Source organism: Ruegeria sp. AD5 (genome assembly GCF_056542345.1).
The window spans coordinates 1,211,809-1,227,344 of record NZ_JBQFZR010000001.1; the positions used below are offsets into that span (position 1 = coordinate 1,211,809).

11 protein-coding genes are annotated in these 15,536 nt (G+C 55.8%); all 11 read right to left on the bottom strand.

Going from position 1 to position 15,536, the window contains the following annotated elements; all coding sequences use genetic code 11:
* Positions 1-259 precede the first annotated feature (259 nt).
* Positions 260-1,366, bottom strand: a complete 1,107-nt coding sequence (locus ACR0JG_RS06045; RefSeq protein ID WP_170393909.1) for a transporter substrate-binding domain-containing protein — start codon at positions 1,364-1,366, stop codon at positions 260-262.
* Between the two features lie 43 nt (positions 1,367-1,409).
* Positions 1,410-2,672: a transporter substrate-binding domain-containing protein gene (locus ACR0JG_RS06050; RefSeq protein ID WP_170509290.1), complete on the bottom strand. Its 1,263-nt coding sequence runs from the start codon at positions 2,670-2,672 to the stop codon at positions 1,410-1,412.
* 22 nt (positions 2,673-2,694) lie between these two features.
* Complete coding sequence (locus tag ACR0JG_RS06055) at positions 2,695-3,474, bottom strand: PP2C family protein-serine/threonine phosphatase (protein WP_480568119.1); 780 nt, start codon at positions 3,472-3,474, stop codon at positions 2,695-2,697.
* Positions 3,474-4,457: an FHA domain-containing protein gene (locus ACR0JG_RS06060; RefSeq protein ID WP_480568121.1), complete on the bottom strand. Its 984-nt coding sequence runs from the start codon at positions 4,455-4,457 to the stop codon at positions 3,474-3,476. Before ACR0JG_RS06060 ends, ACR0JG_RS06055 begins: the two co-directional genes overlap by 1 nt.
* A gap of 200 nt (positions 4,458-4,657) precedes the next feature.
* On the bottom strand, positions 4,658-6,826 hold the full coding sequence (locus ACR0JG_RS06065; protein WP_480568123.1) for a serine/threonine protein kinase: 2,169 nt from the start codon (positions 6,824-6,826) through the stop codon (positions 4,658-4,660).
* Between the two features lie 340 nt (positions 6,827-7,166).
* Positions 7,167-8,456 (bottom strand): dynamin family protein, encoded by a 1,290-nt coding sequence (locus ACR0JG_RS06070; RefSeq protein ID WP_480568125.1) that lies wholly within the window; start codon positions 8,454-8,456, stop codon positions 7,167-7,169.
* Positions 8,453-10,495, bottom strand: a complete 2,043-nt coding sequence (locus ACR0JG_RS06075; RefSeq protein ID WP_480568127.1) for a dynamin family protein — start codon at positions 10,493-10,495, stop codon at positions 8,453-8,455. The genes ACR0JG_RS06070 and ACR0JG_RS06075 overlap by 4 nt, the downstream gene beginning before the upstream one ends.
* Before the next feature lie 68 nt (positions 10,496-10,563).
* A complete protein-coding gene (locus ACR0JG_RS06080; RefSeq protein ID WP_480568129.1) occupies positions 10,564-11,427 on the bottom strand; it encodes a hypothetical protein in 864 nt (287 codons plus the stop codon).
* Between the two features lie 22 nt (positions 11,428-11,449).
* Positions 11,450-11,851 carry a hypothetical protein gene (locus tag ACR0JG_RS06085; protein ID WP_170511880.1) on the bottom strand — a complete coding sequence of 134 codons (402 nt, stop codon included), beginning with the start codon at positions 11,849-11,851 and terminating at the stop codon, positions 11,450-11,452.
* Positions 11,852-11,876: 25 nt separating this feature from the next.
* Positions 11,877-13,526, bottom strand: a complete 1,650-nt coding sequence (locus ACR0JG_RS06090; RefSeq protein WP_480568131.1) for a dynamin family protein — start codon at positions 13,524-13,526, stop codon at positions 11,877-11,879.
* 8 nt (positions 13,527-13,534) lie between these two features.
* Positions 13,535-15,535 (bottom strand): dynamin family protein, encoded by a 2,001-nt coding sequence (locus ACR0JG_RS06095; RefSeq protein WP_480568133.1) that lies wholly within the window; start codon positions 15,533-15,535, stop codon positions 13,535-13,537.
* Position 15,536 lies beyond the last annotated feature (1 nt).

Genomic DNA, 15,536 nt, shown 5'->3' on the forward strand with positions numbered 1-15,536 from the left:
CTCACCGGTGCAGTTGAGTTCATCCTACGCTTATCGTTCACGCTGAATATTCGGGGATTCCCGTAGACGGCCGCCTTTTATGAGCGATTAAGGATAAAAATAATCATTATGTATGTACAAATAAGACCAAATGCTGACTGCGCCACGTCTGAGGCCTAGTCAGTTGGCTTTGCCGTTATCATTGAAGATTCTGACCCACCGACAAAAAAAGGGCCAGTCCGAAGACCGGCCCCTAAGAAAGGTCATAACGACCGAGGGATTAGTTTGATGCTGCGTTCAGCTTTTCATTTTGTTCGCGCAGCGTGTCGGAAATAATCGCGTACCATTCGCCGGATTCGCGCATCTCGATCAAACCCTTGTTCATCATCGCGATGTACTCGCGCGCGAATGGATTGGTGCGGTGTGCAAGGAAGCTCATCGAAGACAGTGTCGAGACATACGGGTTCTCAACAATATCTGCCGAGGTCAAACCCATGTCTTTCATTGTCGAGGCAAACAGATCGACTTCGAATGCAGCCACGTCTGCCGTGCCGGTCAATACGGCATCGAGACATTCGCGGGCCGAATTGGGTTGGACCACGGTTGTGTTCTCGCGGTTCAGCCCTTGTTCTTCCAGCACCACCATGCTCCAGCCTGCCATGCGGCAAACGGTCGAGCCCTCAAGGTCGGAGAAATCTGTCGCCTTTGCGTATTCGCTTTCAGGCAAAGTGAAGAAACCTCCGACAATGTCATACACCGGAACAGAAGCGACAAATTGGGTACACCGGGCTTCGGTCTCTGCAGACCACTCATAGGAGCGGTTGGTACAATCCGGTACAGTCCACGCGATCGAAATATCAAACGCACCCAATGGCAACAGTGTGTCCAGATGCGAACTCCAGTCATCTACAAAGCTGACCGAGAAATCGCGGCTGTTACCAGCACGCTGAAGGCTTGTCGTCGCCAGACGGGTCATGATGCCACCGCCGCTCAGATCTTCAGTAGTGAACGGTTCCCAACCGTTGCCAGCGACCATCTTGATCGGAGGCGCGTAGACATTCGAGCGCTTGACGCTTGCAGCACGTTGTTCTTCTGCCGCGATCAGTTCTTGCGCGCTCTGACCGTTGGGCAGGCTGCCATCCTCACAGGGCAGCGCCAGTACCAGACCGGGGGTTAGCGAACCGGGATTGGTGATTGCGTTGCGGTTAGCGTTAAAGATCGGCTGATAGTTTGAGGTGCCGTAGGCGGCAATGGCGATGGTCGCCAAGGTGTCACCATCCTGAACCGTATAGTTGGAGCAGGCCTCTTGAGCGGCGGCTGCACCTGCGCTCAGGGCGGTGAAGGCTGATGCCGACAGTACTGCTTTCTTCAATTTCTTGTTAAACATGTCCACTTCCTCCAGACTTTGTTTCGTTGGGCCAATCAAGGCCTTAGCCATTTTCCATTTGATAGCGCAGTGCGGTAGATACGATGTCGCGCCACTCGCCTGATTGCTGCATGATCGCCAGACCCTGGTTGAGCGTCTCAAGGATCGCTTCCCCATCCGGATTATCTTTGTGGGTCATGACGTTAAGCGACTTGATTGCCGCTAGGTTGGGGTTTTCGATGATCTGATGTTCGTAGCCCAGACGCCCGATTGCTTCGACCGCCAGATGCGCTTCGATCGCGACGATATCGGCTGTGCCATCCATGACTGCGCGAAAACAATCATCGGGTGAAACGGGGCGCATAAGATTGATTGCAGGCTCGTAAAGACCAACTGCATCCATATGCGACAGTGACCAACCTTCCGGCCTACAAATCGTTGTGCCCGCGAAATCTGCATAAGTCAGAGTCTCTTCGTAACCCGAACCGCTTTTTGCGAAGAACGTATCAACGACCTCGTAGAATGGGTTTGAGAAATTATAGGTTTCGCACCGTGAACGATCATTTTCCGACAACGTAGCGGCTTGTTCACAGTTCGGCCGCGACCAAGGGAATGTGGCGTCGAAGGCGAGAGTCGGCATCAATAGGTCCAGATGCGACGACCAGTCATTAACGAACTGAATCTTGTAGGACTGCTCGGGCGCGGCCCGCAGCATCGCGGTTTCAACCAGGTTGGTATAAAGCCCACGATTTGGCAGCGCTTCATCCGTAAACGGGGCGTAGTTACCACCCGTGATCAACAAAATCTGACGGTCACGAATTTCAGGGCTTTCGCCACCATCCGCGTTGCGGATCAATGCCGCTCCTTCCGCACGCGCTGCTTCGATCTCTTTCTTGGCCGCAGCCTTGGCCGCGATTACTGCTTCTTCGCTGGTCTTTTTAGCTTCGGCCTCTGCAGCGGCCACGCGGGCTTCGGCCTCAGCAATGGCTTTTTCAGCCCGTTCCTCGGCAGCTTTGACCAGTTCCGAGGCCATTTCGGCAGCCATGCGGCCAGCTTCGGTATCCGGCAGTTGCGCCGCGCGCCCGATATCTTCAAGACAAGGGAAAGTCAGGACATCACCGACGCGAATGATATTGGGGTTCGACCCGATCGTATCCCGGTTCGCATCATAGATGATCCGGTAATCTTCCGTCGCGTAGACGGCAATTGCCAGTTCCCGCAAGCTATCACCGGGCTGGATTTCATAAGTCGAACACGCCTCTTGCGCCGATGCTGCACCTGTTGCAGCAGCAAGAGCGAGGGTGGATATGATAAGATGGTTTCGCATTTTGTCCTGTTTCACTGCCTGTCTAAGTCTGTGCCGGTTTGACCACGGCGATTGAAATGTTGTCCTGATCCGGGTCTGCCTTTGCATGCAGTGCTTGAAGCAGCGCATCAGCAATATCGCGAGCCGGGGAATGAATATGCGTGCGCACCAGCGTTTCGATCTCGGAATTGCCGAGATATTGCAGGCCATCACTGCCAAGGATCAGTACATCTGCCGCAATCAGCGCCAATGGTTGTTCCGGACAATCCACTTTTGGAATCGCAGCCCCCATGATCACCGAAGTCAGTTGGTTGCGATCCGGATGGCCCTGCGCCTCTTCCGCGCTCAGTAATCCTTGTGCGAGCTGTTCGTCGATCACCGGGGCCATCGAGTGATCTTCGTTGACCTGTGACAGGGCATCATCGCGGAACAGGTAAAGTGGACTGTCACCGATCGAGATCCAGAATACGCGTTGATCCAGCATCAACATGCCCAGAAGGGTGGAGCCCAGATTGACCTCGTTTTCCTCACTATGGCTCGCCATAGCGGCATTGGCCTGCATTGCGGCCAACGGCAGAGCGTCGAGCAGTGCGCTCTCAGCAAGGTCGGGCCCATCCAACTGGGCATCCATCGCATCGCGCCAGGCTGAAATGACCAACTGCGAAGCGACTTCACCCGCTTCATGACCACCCATACCGTCGGCAATCACAACATAACCCGCGTCTGCCGCGTCAGAGACCCGCGCAGCAATCGCGTCTTCCTGCGAGTCGCGCTGACCCTGGTCCAGGATCAGGGCAATATCATATGCAGGGGTCGCCAGCATTAATCGGCATCCCGCCAGTCAAAGCCGTCATCACAGAAAGCGGTGAAGCGGATCGAGGTTTCGCTGATCCGGATCAGATCGCCACTGGACAAGGCTATGGTGCTGAGCACAGGCTTGCCATTCAGGCGCACCAAGTTGGCCTTGCCGCCATGGCCCAGATAGCATTTCCGGTCCTCAGGGTCATATGCGATGACGGCGTGATTGCTGCGAGAGATCCCGGTGTCGCCGAAATCCAGCTGAATAGCCTGATCGTCGTTCCGACCGATCTGCATCAATCCCTCGGTCAAGGTAATCGCGGCACCCCGGCCCGGTCCGGCGGTCACAACCAGCCAGCCAACCGGGAATGTCTGTTCGGCCGCTTCTGTCTTTTCAACAGGCTCAGCTGTTTCCATCAGCTCCTGAACATGCGTGTCTGCACGCTCGAAACCCAAAAACGTCGTCTTCACACGAGAACGCCGATCTTCAGCCGGTGCAGGTGCAGGTGCAGGCGCAGGTGCGACCATGGCGGGTTCCGGGGTTACATCAACAGGCTCCGGTTCCGGTGTGGGTTCTGCGGTGATTTCCACCTCGCCCGCAACTTCGGATACGACTTCAGGTTCGATGGCCTCTGGTTCTTCTACGGTGACTTCGGGTTTATCGTCCTGAACCTCGTCTTCCGCAGTCAGATGAAGCGTGACAATCTGTTCATCTTCTTCGACCTCTTGAACCTCGGCCACTTCTTCTTCGGTCGCCTGATCTTCGATCTGGTCTTCCGTAAACTCGGGCATCGGTTCTTCGGGGATCAGTTCGTCTGCTTCCTCGTAGCTGTCCGAGCTAACGTTTCCACCCGCAAGGGCCGCGCGCAGGGCGTTGAAATCCGCAATCGGAGCAGCGCTTTCTGTTTCGACCGCTTCCGCAACGGTTTCGGTTTCCACCGCATCTTCTTCTTTCGGTTTTCCGGCACCTTCTAGAAGCCGGCTCAGAGGGCTTTTGTATTTGAACATGGTGTCGTCACCTTCTTTGATTTCTGATGCGGGGTTTTACCCGCGGGACTGCTACAAACCGCTTCGCCGTAGGCGCAGGGCACTGATGAAGAGGAAACAGAGAAACATTTACGTCGCGACGGGTTGGTCCCCGACGGGGTGGCGCGATGGGCGGCACCCCCAGCACACTGAAACTGGCGATAGTCACATCAACTGGGCGATCACTCCTGCGTTAGTTGCATGACCGCAGTACTTTCAGCTCCGTTGCGCAGAATGCTTAGGCGCGCCTCGGGTTGGTTGTCGGAAACAAGTTGAGCAAGGATGCCGTCCAGACTTTCGGGCTCATTGATCGAGACACCAGTCTGTGTTTCGCGCAGCAGCACATCCCCCCGCTGCAAACTGCCAGCAACTTCTTCCGGAACAGATGCGACGACGGTTTGCCAACCTGCCTCGCCCGCATGAGCCACATCAAACGAATAACCGTTCAGAAGGCCAAAACTGCGGAAGGCGGGCAGGGCCAGCAATCCATTCTGCGCGCGTGTTTCGCCCAGACTGCGATAGCGCGCTGCTACACGGATATACCCGTCTGGATCGACCGAGAAATTATCTAGAACATACGATGCAAGCGTTGTGTCCGGACGAATAGGTTCACCATTCAGAGTAAAAATCGTAGCGCCCCGTTCGACCCAATCCCCGATCACCGACCTATCTTGCCCGGCGTTCAATGCATTGATGGCAATGACACTCCCGGTCGAGCTGCGACGCTTGGACATCGTGAATGGAATCTCAATATCCCAGTGCCCAAATGCGACCTGGTTTTCGGCGAGATTTACCGGCGTCGCAGGTGCGATGGGTGTGATGTCTTCAACCGCAGGTTCCGCCACTTCAGGTTCCACCAAGGCGATTTCTTCGGGTTGCTGCTCTGACACAATGGCGGCTTCCGGCACCTCATTAGCCTGCTCGACAGGTTGTTCCTGCGCCGCTTCTGGTTCTGATGCCAAAGCGACTTCGGCCTGTTGCGGCTCTGTTGTGGCTTCGGCGGTCTGCTCGACGGGTTCCGGAGCTGCTTCTGCGGGCACCGGAGTAGTCGGAGCCTCTGCAGTCACCGGAGTTGCCTCGGGCGATTGCTGATCGCCCGTCATTACGAAGTATCCACCTCCTGCCAGAGCCGCCAATACAATCGCGATACCCGCGATCATCTTGCCACTGCCGCCCGAGCCGCTTTTTACAACGGTGTCGACTGCAGCAACGGCCTCGTCCTGAGGTGCAAATTTAGCAAGAGTGTCTTCCGTTTTTTCCTCGTTCCCGAGGGCCAGATCAGAGTTCCCGGCCAGCAGCGCGGTCACGACGGCCTCCGCATTCTCGCTTTCGGCTTTGATCCGTTCTTTTTCGGCCTCTTCGTCTTTGCGATCCATGCCAACAATGACCGAAACAGGGCGATACGCGAAACTGTCGAACATCACACCGGGACCACGGAACATACGCAGCCAGTCCAATGCGGTTTGTACACGGTCAGTGGCGTGCACTTCCATTGCTTTGTCGATCGCCTCAAGGAACCCGTCAGGATAACCTTTGAATCGCCCTGTCAGCGGTTCATAAGGATCGTCTTGGCCGTTGTTGAACGCATTCAAACGTGTCTGGCCATCAATCGGTCGCTCGCCGCTGATCGCATGATACAGCGTTGCAGCCAGGACATAGAGGTCACTGCTGGGGCCCTGATCCGCGCCACGCACATAAAATTCGTGTGGCGAATACCCGTCCTTAATCACGCGCAGCGTCAATAGCGCCGCTGACTTGTGTGCCGCCTGCTCGCGTGCTGCACCAAAGTCGATCAGGATGGGTTCGCCATTCTCATCGATCAGGATATTGTCGGGTGAAATATCGCGATGTAGCATGCCGCTTTGGTGAATGAACGACACCGCAGACAGCATTTTTTCGGTGACCTGAACGATAAAGTCCGGTCCGCTCTTATTTTCGGGGTTTTCGACATAATCCAGCAGATCGCATCCGCGGATCAGGTCCATCGCGATATAAGCGGTGTCGTTGTCCTCAAACACCTGATGCACGTCGACGATGTTGGGATGAACCAGCCGCGCATGGTTGCGTGCTTCCTGAATGAACAGGTCGATAATGGCGCGCAGGTCTTCTTTGTGGTCAGGGTTGGCAGGTTCGACCAGATCACCATTCCGCTGGCAGAGCGCCCCCGGATAGCATTCCTTGATGACCACATCGCGATCCAGACTATCGCGCGCGAGATAGGTGATCCCAAACCCGCCGTTGCTTAGGAACCGGAGGATTTCATACTGTCCGCGCAGCAGCTTTGCGCCTGGCTGCAATCCTTCGATCTGAGGTTCGTCGTGCGTTGCGCCGACCGCCTGGTTGTGGCTCATTTCTTCCCGCCCATTCTACTCGTTTATTGCGGCATAGATAACCAGGGCTTCAGCCCGCGAACTCACAACCAAACACAACCGCAGGACACTTAAGACGGTTAGACGTTTCAAATTTGACTTTATTGGGGCCGCCTGATGGCTTCACTATGGATCACAAAAATCGAAATCGCCTATATAGTGAGTCCAGACCCTCATCCCACAATATGTTGTGTTTGCCTGATGGAAGAAATGGATTCTATACCGCCGAAATAGACGCTTGGTCCACGAATTCGAAACAATATCGCGCTGATTCCGAACGCTTCGAATCGCTGCGATGCGGCTCAATTCAAGCGGGAAAAACTTATGTGCCGGTTTTTGGGGGCGCCGACGCAACAGAGCTGCCCGCCCAAGCCAGATTGTCGCTGAGTTGTGCGAGAATGCCTATTGCATCCTTCAGCGGTGCGTCCCCGGTTTCAAACTGCAGCAACAGCAACAGGTCAGTGGCCTTTTCAAACTCGGCCGGAACCCAGTCTGCTTTGGGATCGATTTCGGTACCAGATTCTAACCTTTCGGCAAAATCCTCGACGATTTCCTGACAGCTTTGCAGGAAGGCCGCCGGTTCAATATCCGAGCTTTCACGCAGGTCGTTGTAAATGCTGGCGATGGCCGCAAGCCAGTCTTCAAGGATCGGATTGTCCAGGGGGGGCAGGGCGGCCTCTAGGCTTGCCTGCACAGTATTGCCGTCGGCCTCAGCGCCATCTGTCGAAGCCGCACCAGTAAGGTTCTCCAGATAAGGCATAAACTCTTCAGCCAGATCTTTTTGGGCGGCCTCAAGATCATGGCGACGGTGATCAGAGGCTATGTGCAAAACCTGTTCTGCCAAGTTCTGCCCGCCACAGGTTTCCCACAAAGCAAAGTCGGGTTCAGGCTCTTGTTCCATGGCCCGTACCGCTACCGGGGTGCCGATGGTCACAACCGCGCGAAACAAATCGCCCTTCTCCTTGTTCAGGCGTGCGACTACCCGATCCAGAGCATCCCGCACCGGAGGCAAATCGGCATGTGTTACAGCCAACAAGCTGTTATTGCGCAGTTTTTGAGGGACCTGCGACCACAAATGGCGTTCGGTTTCACGCCAGGCGTTGGTGCCATTGGTGCACCAGATCGCACAATCCACATAGTCGAGCAAATTTAGAGTCTGTTTGTAGGTATCATCCAGTGCACCGGCACCGGGCAGATCAAACAGCGAAATCTCCTGCAGGGCAGGGGTGTTCAACCCGACCGAGATGAAATCGGGTTCGTCCGCCGCTGCCTTTTCCAGCGCTATACCCGAATAGACTTTGGGTTCCTTGTCCCACCAACCAACGGTTGTCTCAGGCGTATCAGCATAGGCCACGATCACCAGGGGCAATTTCAGATGCTGCGGCCCGGTGGGCAGAATGTCTGCCCCCGCCAGCATGTTGGCAAGGCTGGACTTTCCGGCTCCAAACTCTCCGGCAAAACCAATGGAAACCGCGTTCGAAAGCCGCTCGGCATGGGCCAGCGCGCGGGCGCGCATATCATCCAGCTCTGCCGATGAGGGAGCATTTTCGGTGGCGGTCAGGAAACGCTCTAGCTGGCGCACTTCCTTCTCGGTTCCGGGGAATTCAATCATTCTGCGGCCTCTGCCTGTCGAGTGTCCACGGGTGCAGTTCCGTGCACCGCCCCTAGTTCATCGCTGATGCGCCGCGCTTGGTCAACCGCACGTTGCGCTTCGGCGCGCGCGTTCGACCCATCGGGGCCTGCGCGATGTTCCAGATGCCCGGCCAGCAGCGCCATATAATGGTCAAGAACGGTTTTCATCCGTTCGATCAGGTCGCTTCTGGCGGTATCTACAAGATCGTCTCCGATCATCTCAAACTCTTGAACGATCATCCGTTCGGCGCGGTTCAACACACTGCGACGCGATATCAGTCGCGACAGCCATGTCACACGCAACTCAACCGTGATGCCACGCGTCAGTGCGCTTGTATTCGGACGGAACCAACGCACCGCGCTGGTATTCATGCGATTGTCCGCGGGTTCCTGCCATCCGGGCAGGGCGCGCAAAGCAGCATTGGTCTGCATATCGATCGCGTAAAGCTCACTAAGCATGCGCTGCCGCACCACCTGGGTCGCGCCCTGGACAAGCTCGCGCATCCGCTCACGCAGAGGCGTAAAGTTCAGCTCGGTATCTCCGTCTTTGGCCAGCAAAGGCGATTGCCCATCAGGTCCGCGCACAACGATCGAGACAGCCTCGGCGACGGTGTCATCCATAACACCCCGCAAATTGGCCAATACATCGTCCATATCATTGGTGATGGCCTTGGATTTATCTTCAACTAGCGCGCGCAACTCAGAAAGCGTTTTGTTGTTTTCTTCGACATCCGCTGTGTCGGGACCATCCTTTTCCTCAATCGCACGAAGCCGCGCAGTGCTGCGCTCAAGCTCACCTTGGGCAAAACTGTTGAGGTGCTGCCACGCAATATTAAGCTGTTCTTGGCGCGGTCCTTCGGTCAGGGCTTTGGTCACATGACGGCGCAGATCGGGCAGGCCCGACGCGATCATCGCGGCAAATCGCAATACACCTTCGCGGCTGATGGGGCCGGGGCCTTGTTTGATCTCTTCGACGCCGTCAAGATATTGCTTCATCTGTTCGGGATGCGCCCTCAGCCACGCCAATATCTGATCATGGTCGATTCCGGTTTCATCCCCGGTCAGCGCATAATGGGCCCATTGGGCGCTGCCCATCAGAACGTCAATCTCCGAGTTGCCAAGCGCCTGTTCGAGCCCGTCCAATACGTCTGTGCGCACCTTGCCGGCATCTTCGGCGCCACCGCCCAACTCGTCCACGCGGTTGATGAAGACCACGATCTGACCAAGCTCTAGCGCTTGCATCAGGCGGAATAGCTTCAGATCAGCCCGCGACAACGCCTGATGCGCAGACAGCACGACGACGAAAAAGTCGGATTCCTTGAGATACTGGCGCGAGATCTCTTCACGGATCAGCAGCGGGTCATTGACACCGGGTGTGTCTGTGACTGTCACCGGATACGGAAAATGGCCAATGTCAAAATAGACCTCGGCCTTACGGGTGATGTCGCTGTAAAGGCCCCGATCTGAACCGGGGTCATACTGGTCTTCATCCGTCGGGTCATCCCCGGCACAGACATAGCGCGCCAGGTCATCCGAGGTCAGTTCATCCAGATCGTGATGCTCGCCAAGAAGGTGTTTGTAGCTTTCCCCCAAGCGTAGCTTGGCGCGGGTTTTCATTGCCTCGACCTGCTCTTCGATCATCTCGCGCTTGTAGCTGTCCTCTTCATCAGGGAACATGTTGCGCAACTCTTCACCTTCGGCGATCAGGGCCTGCCATTGGCGATTGTCGAAGAAATGAAACTCGGCGCCCGACGTCCGACCGGACGGATGACCGAAATGCATGTCGGTGATCACTGTCGTCCATGGGTTCACGTCCGAGGGTAGATATTCTGCATGCCCGGTGAAACCGTTGATCAAGCGCGATTTTCCGGCCTTGATTTGACCTACGAATGCTATCGAAGGCTTGAGGTTCGACAAGTCGTCAACGATGCGCGAGATGAAGTGACGCGTTTCGTCATTGCTCGTCCCGTTCATGTCTTCTGCGATGCGAATAAGCTCGCGGCGATTTAACTCACTCATAAGATTTACCCTGGTAACTCGTATTTTGTTTAACTTTGCAAAGTGGACACTATTTGGCAGGAACGCGGTTATTCAACGGCGCTATTCAATGTTTTCCATAGGTTGACGACAGCGCCCAGCTTGCGGGCGTCATGAACGGCGGCGGCGGTTTCCTGACCGTCGCATAAGATGGCGAGACCCGCGCCTTGTCCACCTGTCGGGCGAATGACGATCAGCTGTGGATCAGTTAAAGCATCGGAACCATCGGCCTGCCATCCCGCCAGATCTCGGGTGAATCGGGCCAATATATCCGTGTCCGGATGTGCGTCTTGGCCCTGCGCACACAACCCGTCAAATTGCATCTCGTCTTCAGTCGACCCAATCAGTATTCGACCTAATGCGAACCGATTCGCGCCCTCAAAGAATTTTCCGGCAATACTGGTGGCGCCTTGTGACGCAGTTTCTGGCTGGGCTTCTGGTTCTAAGGTCTGGTCGGAAACGATGGCCATGCGCGGCTCTTCGATTAGTTCAATCCGCGCGCAGGCCGCTTCGACCTCCGAAAAGGTAACCCCTACGTCATCAGCCTCAAGCGCCGTATCCGGGCGCAGAGAAACCAACTCAAGCGGGCCGGGTGCCGTTGCAATTTCCGACACCACTTGCGCCAGTCGTTCGATCAGTTTTTCGCGTGCTTCGGTTTCAAAATCCGGGACAGGGCCCGAAGCACAGCGGAATACGTCGGTGACCCGAGAGCTGTTGACTTCGATAGCCAAAGTTGCCCCGTCAGCCGCCGTAAATTCCAAACGCCGAGGCAAGATCGTGCCCCGGATGGCCCCCAGCACCTCATTCCGGCGTAACAGTGCGCTGCTACCCGATAGGTAGATTGCAGGCGATAAGCGCGCGATCGAAGTCCGCCCGATCCCTTCGAGCATATCCAGTATTTCACTATCCATCATGCGTGACCCCCTCTGGTCCCGTCTACACCGCGGCCGCCACCGGCCCGAGGCTGAGATGTGATTTCGTAAGCGCCAGCCCGACATTCGCGCTGTCGCGGCAGATATAGCATACCACGTGATCAGGATATTCTGTTGTCCTGAGAAAGATGTGCAGCCGGTCGTTTGAGAACACCGCGATTTCCCCAAATCCGGGGTGTTCAGTATCGTCGATTTTTGCCGCACGCAGGAGTTCTTCGAATCCCTTCATACCGCGTCCCTGAAACAGATTAGCTACTGCAAGTGCGAGATTTTCGAGCGCATCAGCGCTGTCTTGGTCCGCCGCGTCGACGCCCAATAACATGCCGGTCTCCATGTCGACATACCCGGCTGCGATGCAGTCGGGTATGGTTTCGATGGCCGAAGCCAGAGCAGAGTCAATCGACATTCAGATGCCCACCTTCGGGTTTAATCTAAATCGCATGCCACTCCGCTCCGCCGTTCTTGCGAGCCTCAGAAACGGCGCGCGGTATGTCTTGATTCCGCTTAGAGTCATGTTCCAACGCAATCTGGTCAAACTCGGACAAGAATGCTGCAAAGGCGCTTTTCAGGCCATTTGCATCGTCAGGCAGGTTCTCACGCGCCACGATTTCACCCCACATTGCTGCAGCACTGAGTGGCGTTTCTATGAGGCGATCGCCCAAATCATCTGCCTTGTCATCGGCTGCATCTTCAATCTCTTCGGCAACAGCTTCACCCACCATTGATACGACGCGGTTTGGAGCAAGCGCATTCGATTCGGGCTCCGGTTCATATTCGTCTGCCGAGTTTTCCGACTGTTCCGCCAGCAGGGCCGTAATCGACGAAACCGATACTTCGATATCTGATGATTCTTCGGCGTCTTCCGACGGCTCTTGTTCGGTGTCCGCAGCTTCGACTGCTTCCGCTTCGTCCTCTTCTTCACCCAAGACGATCAGTTCGGCATCTTCCTGCTCTTCCTCATCATCGTCATCCATGAAATCAAACTCATCCACGTCGGTGATGGGGTTTGCCAAGAGGTTCAAATCCAGCGGATCTTCCGTCTTGTCAGAGAACAAGGCACGTAAGTCTTCATCAGCAGGCTCCGCTTCGGTCGCCATTTCCGCGCGCATCCGCTCGGCTTCTTCTGCATCAATTCGCGCCTGTCCGGATTCCTCGGTGCGACGCTCCACGCGGGCAGGGCGTACCGGGAAACTTGTAACCACATCATTCTCGGCAGAGTCATCTTCCATCGGCGTGACAAGTTTCAGCGGTGCATCGCCAGAGGTTTTCTCGGGCCGCGATGGCTGAACTTTGGGCGCGTCTGACAGGGATTTGTCAATTTGATAGCGCGACAGCATATCCGCACGGCTGTCCATGATCTGCTCAGTGATCTCAAGGAAACTGTCGACCATCTTGCCGCCGCCGCTGCGTGACCACAGCTCGGCGTCGCCGGTTTTGTCACGGGCCATGATGGCATCACGGGCCGAGAACAGGATCGTGCGATTGAACAAATGACCCGCTTCCCGATTTACACGGCGTAAGACCTTTTGACGGTCTTTCTGATTCAAAGCATCTGCGCGCGTCACCAACAACAGCGACTTGTGCTGCAGACGTTCTGGCAGCGAAACCCAAGTGGCACGTTCAGTCTCCCGCCAAGCTTGGGTCGAGTGCGTGCACCACAACACACCATTGGCCTGGCCAACTGCGCGTTGCCAGACATCCGTCGAAATCTTCGGGTCCGAAATGCCGGGTGTGTCGATCAGGTCGACCGCCTCAAGAATATCGGCTTCAAGGAAGATGCGAATGAACTGGGCGTCGTTGACACCAACCTGTTCAAGCTGATCCAATTCGATATTCTGCGTACTACCATCATGGCGTTTGATATAGGCGGGTCGATTGCCCCAGCTGAACCAGATCGGCGGCAGTTGCGTCGCTGTGACCTGCGTCGGCAGTGCCTGTTTGCGCAGCAGGAAATTCATCAACGTCGATTTGCCTGCACTGAATTCCCCCATGAGCGCAAACACAGGTTTGCGGCGGGACCACTGCTCGATGCGGTTCCAAGCCTTGGGAGAGACGAAGCGGGTTTGTGATTCTTTTACCATAACTCTTCTTATGCTGCTTCGTTACTAAGGTCTTTCAGGATATCGCCCAGAATATCGTCACGTGATTTCTGCGGCTTCTGCTCGGCCATCTGGGCCGCAGCCCTTTCAGGCGATTGCGAGATACTGAGCAGCGTGTCCTTCTGTTCGGCAATAAAGTCGGTCAACGTGGCCCGCACGTTCTCTAGTACGGCGGCGATCTGGTTTTCCTCGATGTCTTTGGTGATCGAGTTCGCCTCGGACGCGATCAGTCGCGTATAATCTGCGGCATAGGCTTCGAACCCTTTGCGGCGTTGCCACCAACGTCGCCACCATGTGCTCTGCAGGTCCAGTGCGATTGTGCGGCCAATCCCTAATGGCGGGGGTACACGAGGCACGATCGGAGCTTCAATGTTGAATTCACCCAAGTGGTTGCCCAGCAGCTTTTGATACAGAGCCTCCACGTCCGCCGCAGCAGCCGAATACAGAGCACCGGCATCCTTACGCATGGATCGGGCAAAGCTGAAATATGCCGCCTTCTGCAAGGTGCGCAGACCTGCCGGATCATATTGCCATGTACCCTGCTCACCATTCTGTTCCAGATGTGAGATCAGAGAATCCGTCGCACGTTTGACAAAATTTGCTTCTGCAGACGCAAGTCGCTCTAATACCTTGCCGCGCAGCTTGGTTGTCAGTTCCGAGGCTTTCTTTTCGTACTCAGCCGAAACCTTTGCGATCGCTTCTTCGGGCGACGCACCGTCCAGATCCCGAACGATACCGTCAGAGTTAGACAGCGTCTTGGCCACTGCAGTAGCCCGGATCTGGCTGGCGATGTTGCGCGCCCGATGGCGAACGCGATCCAAAAGACGCGTTCCTGCACCCTCAGCGATACGCTCATTCATGGCGAGCAGCAGATCAGGCAATCCTGATAGCGCCCAGATCTTATCCAGCGATGCAGCCTGATCGCCAAATCCAGCCGCCAGGTAAAAGGTGTTCAACGCCTCGCGCGATTCCTCAGTTAGAATGTCCGGGTTTCCGGTCAGCGCAGCCTCGGCCCACAGAGCGCTGCCAAAAACAACGCTGGTGTTGGCGTCTATGTTGTTCTGTTTCAGTGTGTCTTGAATACGATCACGTATCTCAGGCACTTGATTGACCGGGTCTGACAATTCATCGATGCGGTTCACGAACAGGATGATCTGGCGGTTCTCGAACTGTGCGATGATCCGCATTAGCGCCATGTCCATCGTGGTCAGCGCCTGGCTGGCAGCCAGAACAACAACACACACCTCTGATCCACGCAGGCTGCGTAGGGTGATTTGTTCGCGTACCATAAAGGTATCGTTCACACCTGGGGTATCGCAGAGCTTGAGCGAGATCGGATATTGCGGGATATCCATGAACAACTCGGCCGATTTAGTCACATCGGCGAAACGGCCCGTCTTGGGGTCGATATCCGGGTCATCCTCATCCCCGAGGCAGACATATCGCTGAATCAGTTCATCGTCGAAATAATCATACTGGTGGCTCTGACCGAGAATCAGGTCAAAGTGCTTCCCAAGCCGCTCTTCTGATTTGGCCTTCATCTCGCCGATTTGACGGCGAATATCGTCCATCTCATCATCGGCACCGGCTCGATTGGCCAACTCGCCCAGACGACCGCCGCCAACCATCAGATTGTCCCATTCTTCCTGCTCGAAGAATGTGAATTTGGAACGGGTGTCGCCTTCTGTGCGGGTGTTGATGTTCAGCGTTGTAACCACCGAGGTCCACGGGTTCACATCCGAAGGCAAAAGATTTGGCCGCCCGGCCAATATGTTCACGATCGAGGATTTGCCGGCCTTCACCTGCCCCACCATCGTGACACTGGCGGTAAAATTCTCCATTTTGGTCTTGAGCGCAGCCAGCCGTGCGGAAGACCGTGCATCCGCCACCTCAGTCAGTTGGTCGATCTGTGTCGTCAACGAGGTCATTGCCTCTGTCATCTCAGACAGGGACTCGTTTCCGACAGACAGAAGGTGGTCGTTACGCGCCATG

What these genes read in the sequence shown, in the direction of transcription:
- ACR0JG_RS06045 (WP_170393909.1), bottom strand. Translation starts at nt 1,366, where the DNA reads ATGTTTAACAAGAAATTGAAGAAAGCAGTACTGTCGGCATCAGCCTTC.
- ACR0JG_RS06050 (WP_170509290.1), bottom strand. Translation starts at nt 2,672, where the DNA reads ATGCGAAACCATCTTATCATATCCACCCTCGCTCTTGCTGCTGCAACA.
- ACR0JG_RS06055 (WP_480568119.1), bottom strand. Translation starts at nt 3,474, where the DNA reads ATGCTGGCGACCCCTGCATATGATATTGCCCTGATCCTGGACCAGGGT.
- ACR0JG_RS06060 (WP_480568121.1), bottom strand. Translation starts at nt 4,457, where the DNA reads ATGTTCAAATACAAAAGCCCTCTGAGCCGGCTTCTAGAAGGTGCCGGA.
- ACR0JG_RS06065 (WP_480568123.1), bottom strand. Translation starts at nt 6,826, where the DNA reads ATGAGCCACAACCAGGCGGTCGGCGCAACGCACGACGAACCTCAGATC.
- ACR0JG_RS06070 (WP_480568125.1), bottom strand. Translation starts at nt 8,456, where the DNA reads ATGATTGAATTCCCCGGAACCGAGAAGGAAGTGCGCCAGCTAGAGCGT.
- ACR0JG_RS06075 (WP_480568127.1), bottom strand. Translation starts at nt 10,495, where the DNA reads ATGAGTGAGTTAAATCGCCGCGAGCTTATTCGCATCGCAGAAGACATG.
- ACR0JG_RS06080 (WP_480568129.1), bottom strand. Translation starts at nt 11,427, where the DNA reads ATGATGGATAGTGAAATACTGGATATGCTCGAAGGGATCGGGCGGACT.
- ACR0JG_RS06085 (WP_170511880.1), bottom strand. Translation starts at nt 11,851, where the DNA reads ATGTCGATTGACTCTGCTCTGGCTTCGGCCATCGAAACCATACCCGAC.
- ACR0JG_RS06090 (WP_480568131.1), bottom strand. Translation starts at nt 13,526, where the DNA reads ATGGTAAAAGAATCACAAACCCGCTTCGTCTCTCCCAAGGCTTGGAAC.
- ACR0JG_RS06095 (WP_480568133.1), bottom strand. Translation starts at nt 15,535, where the DNA reads ATGGCGCGTAACGACCACCTTCTGTCTGTCGGAAACGAGTCCCTGTCT.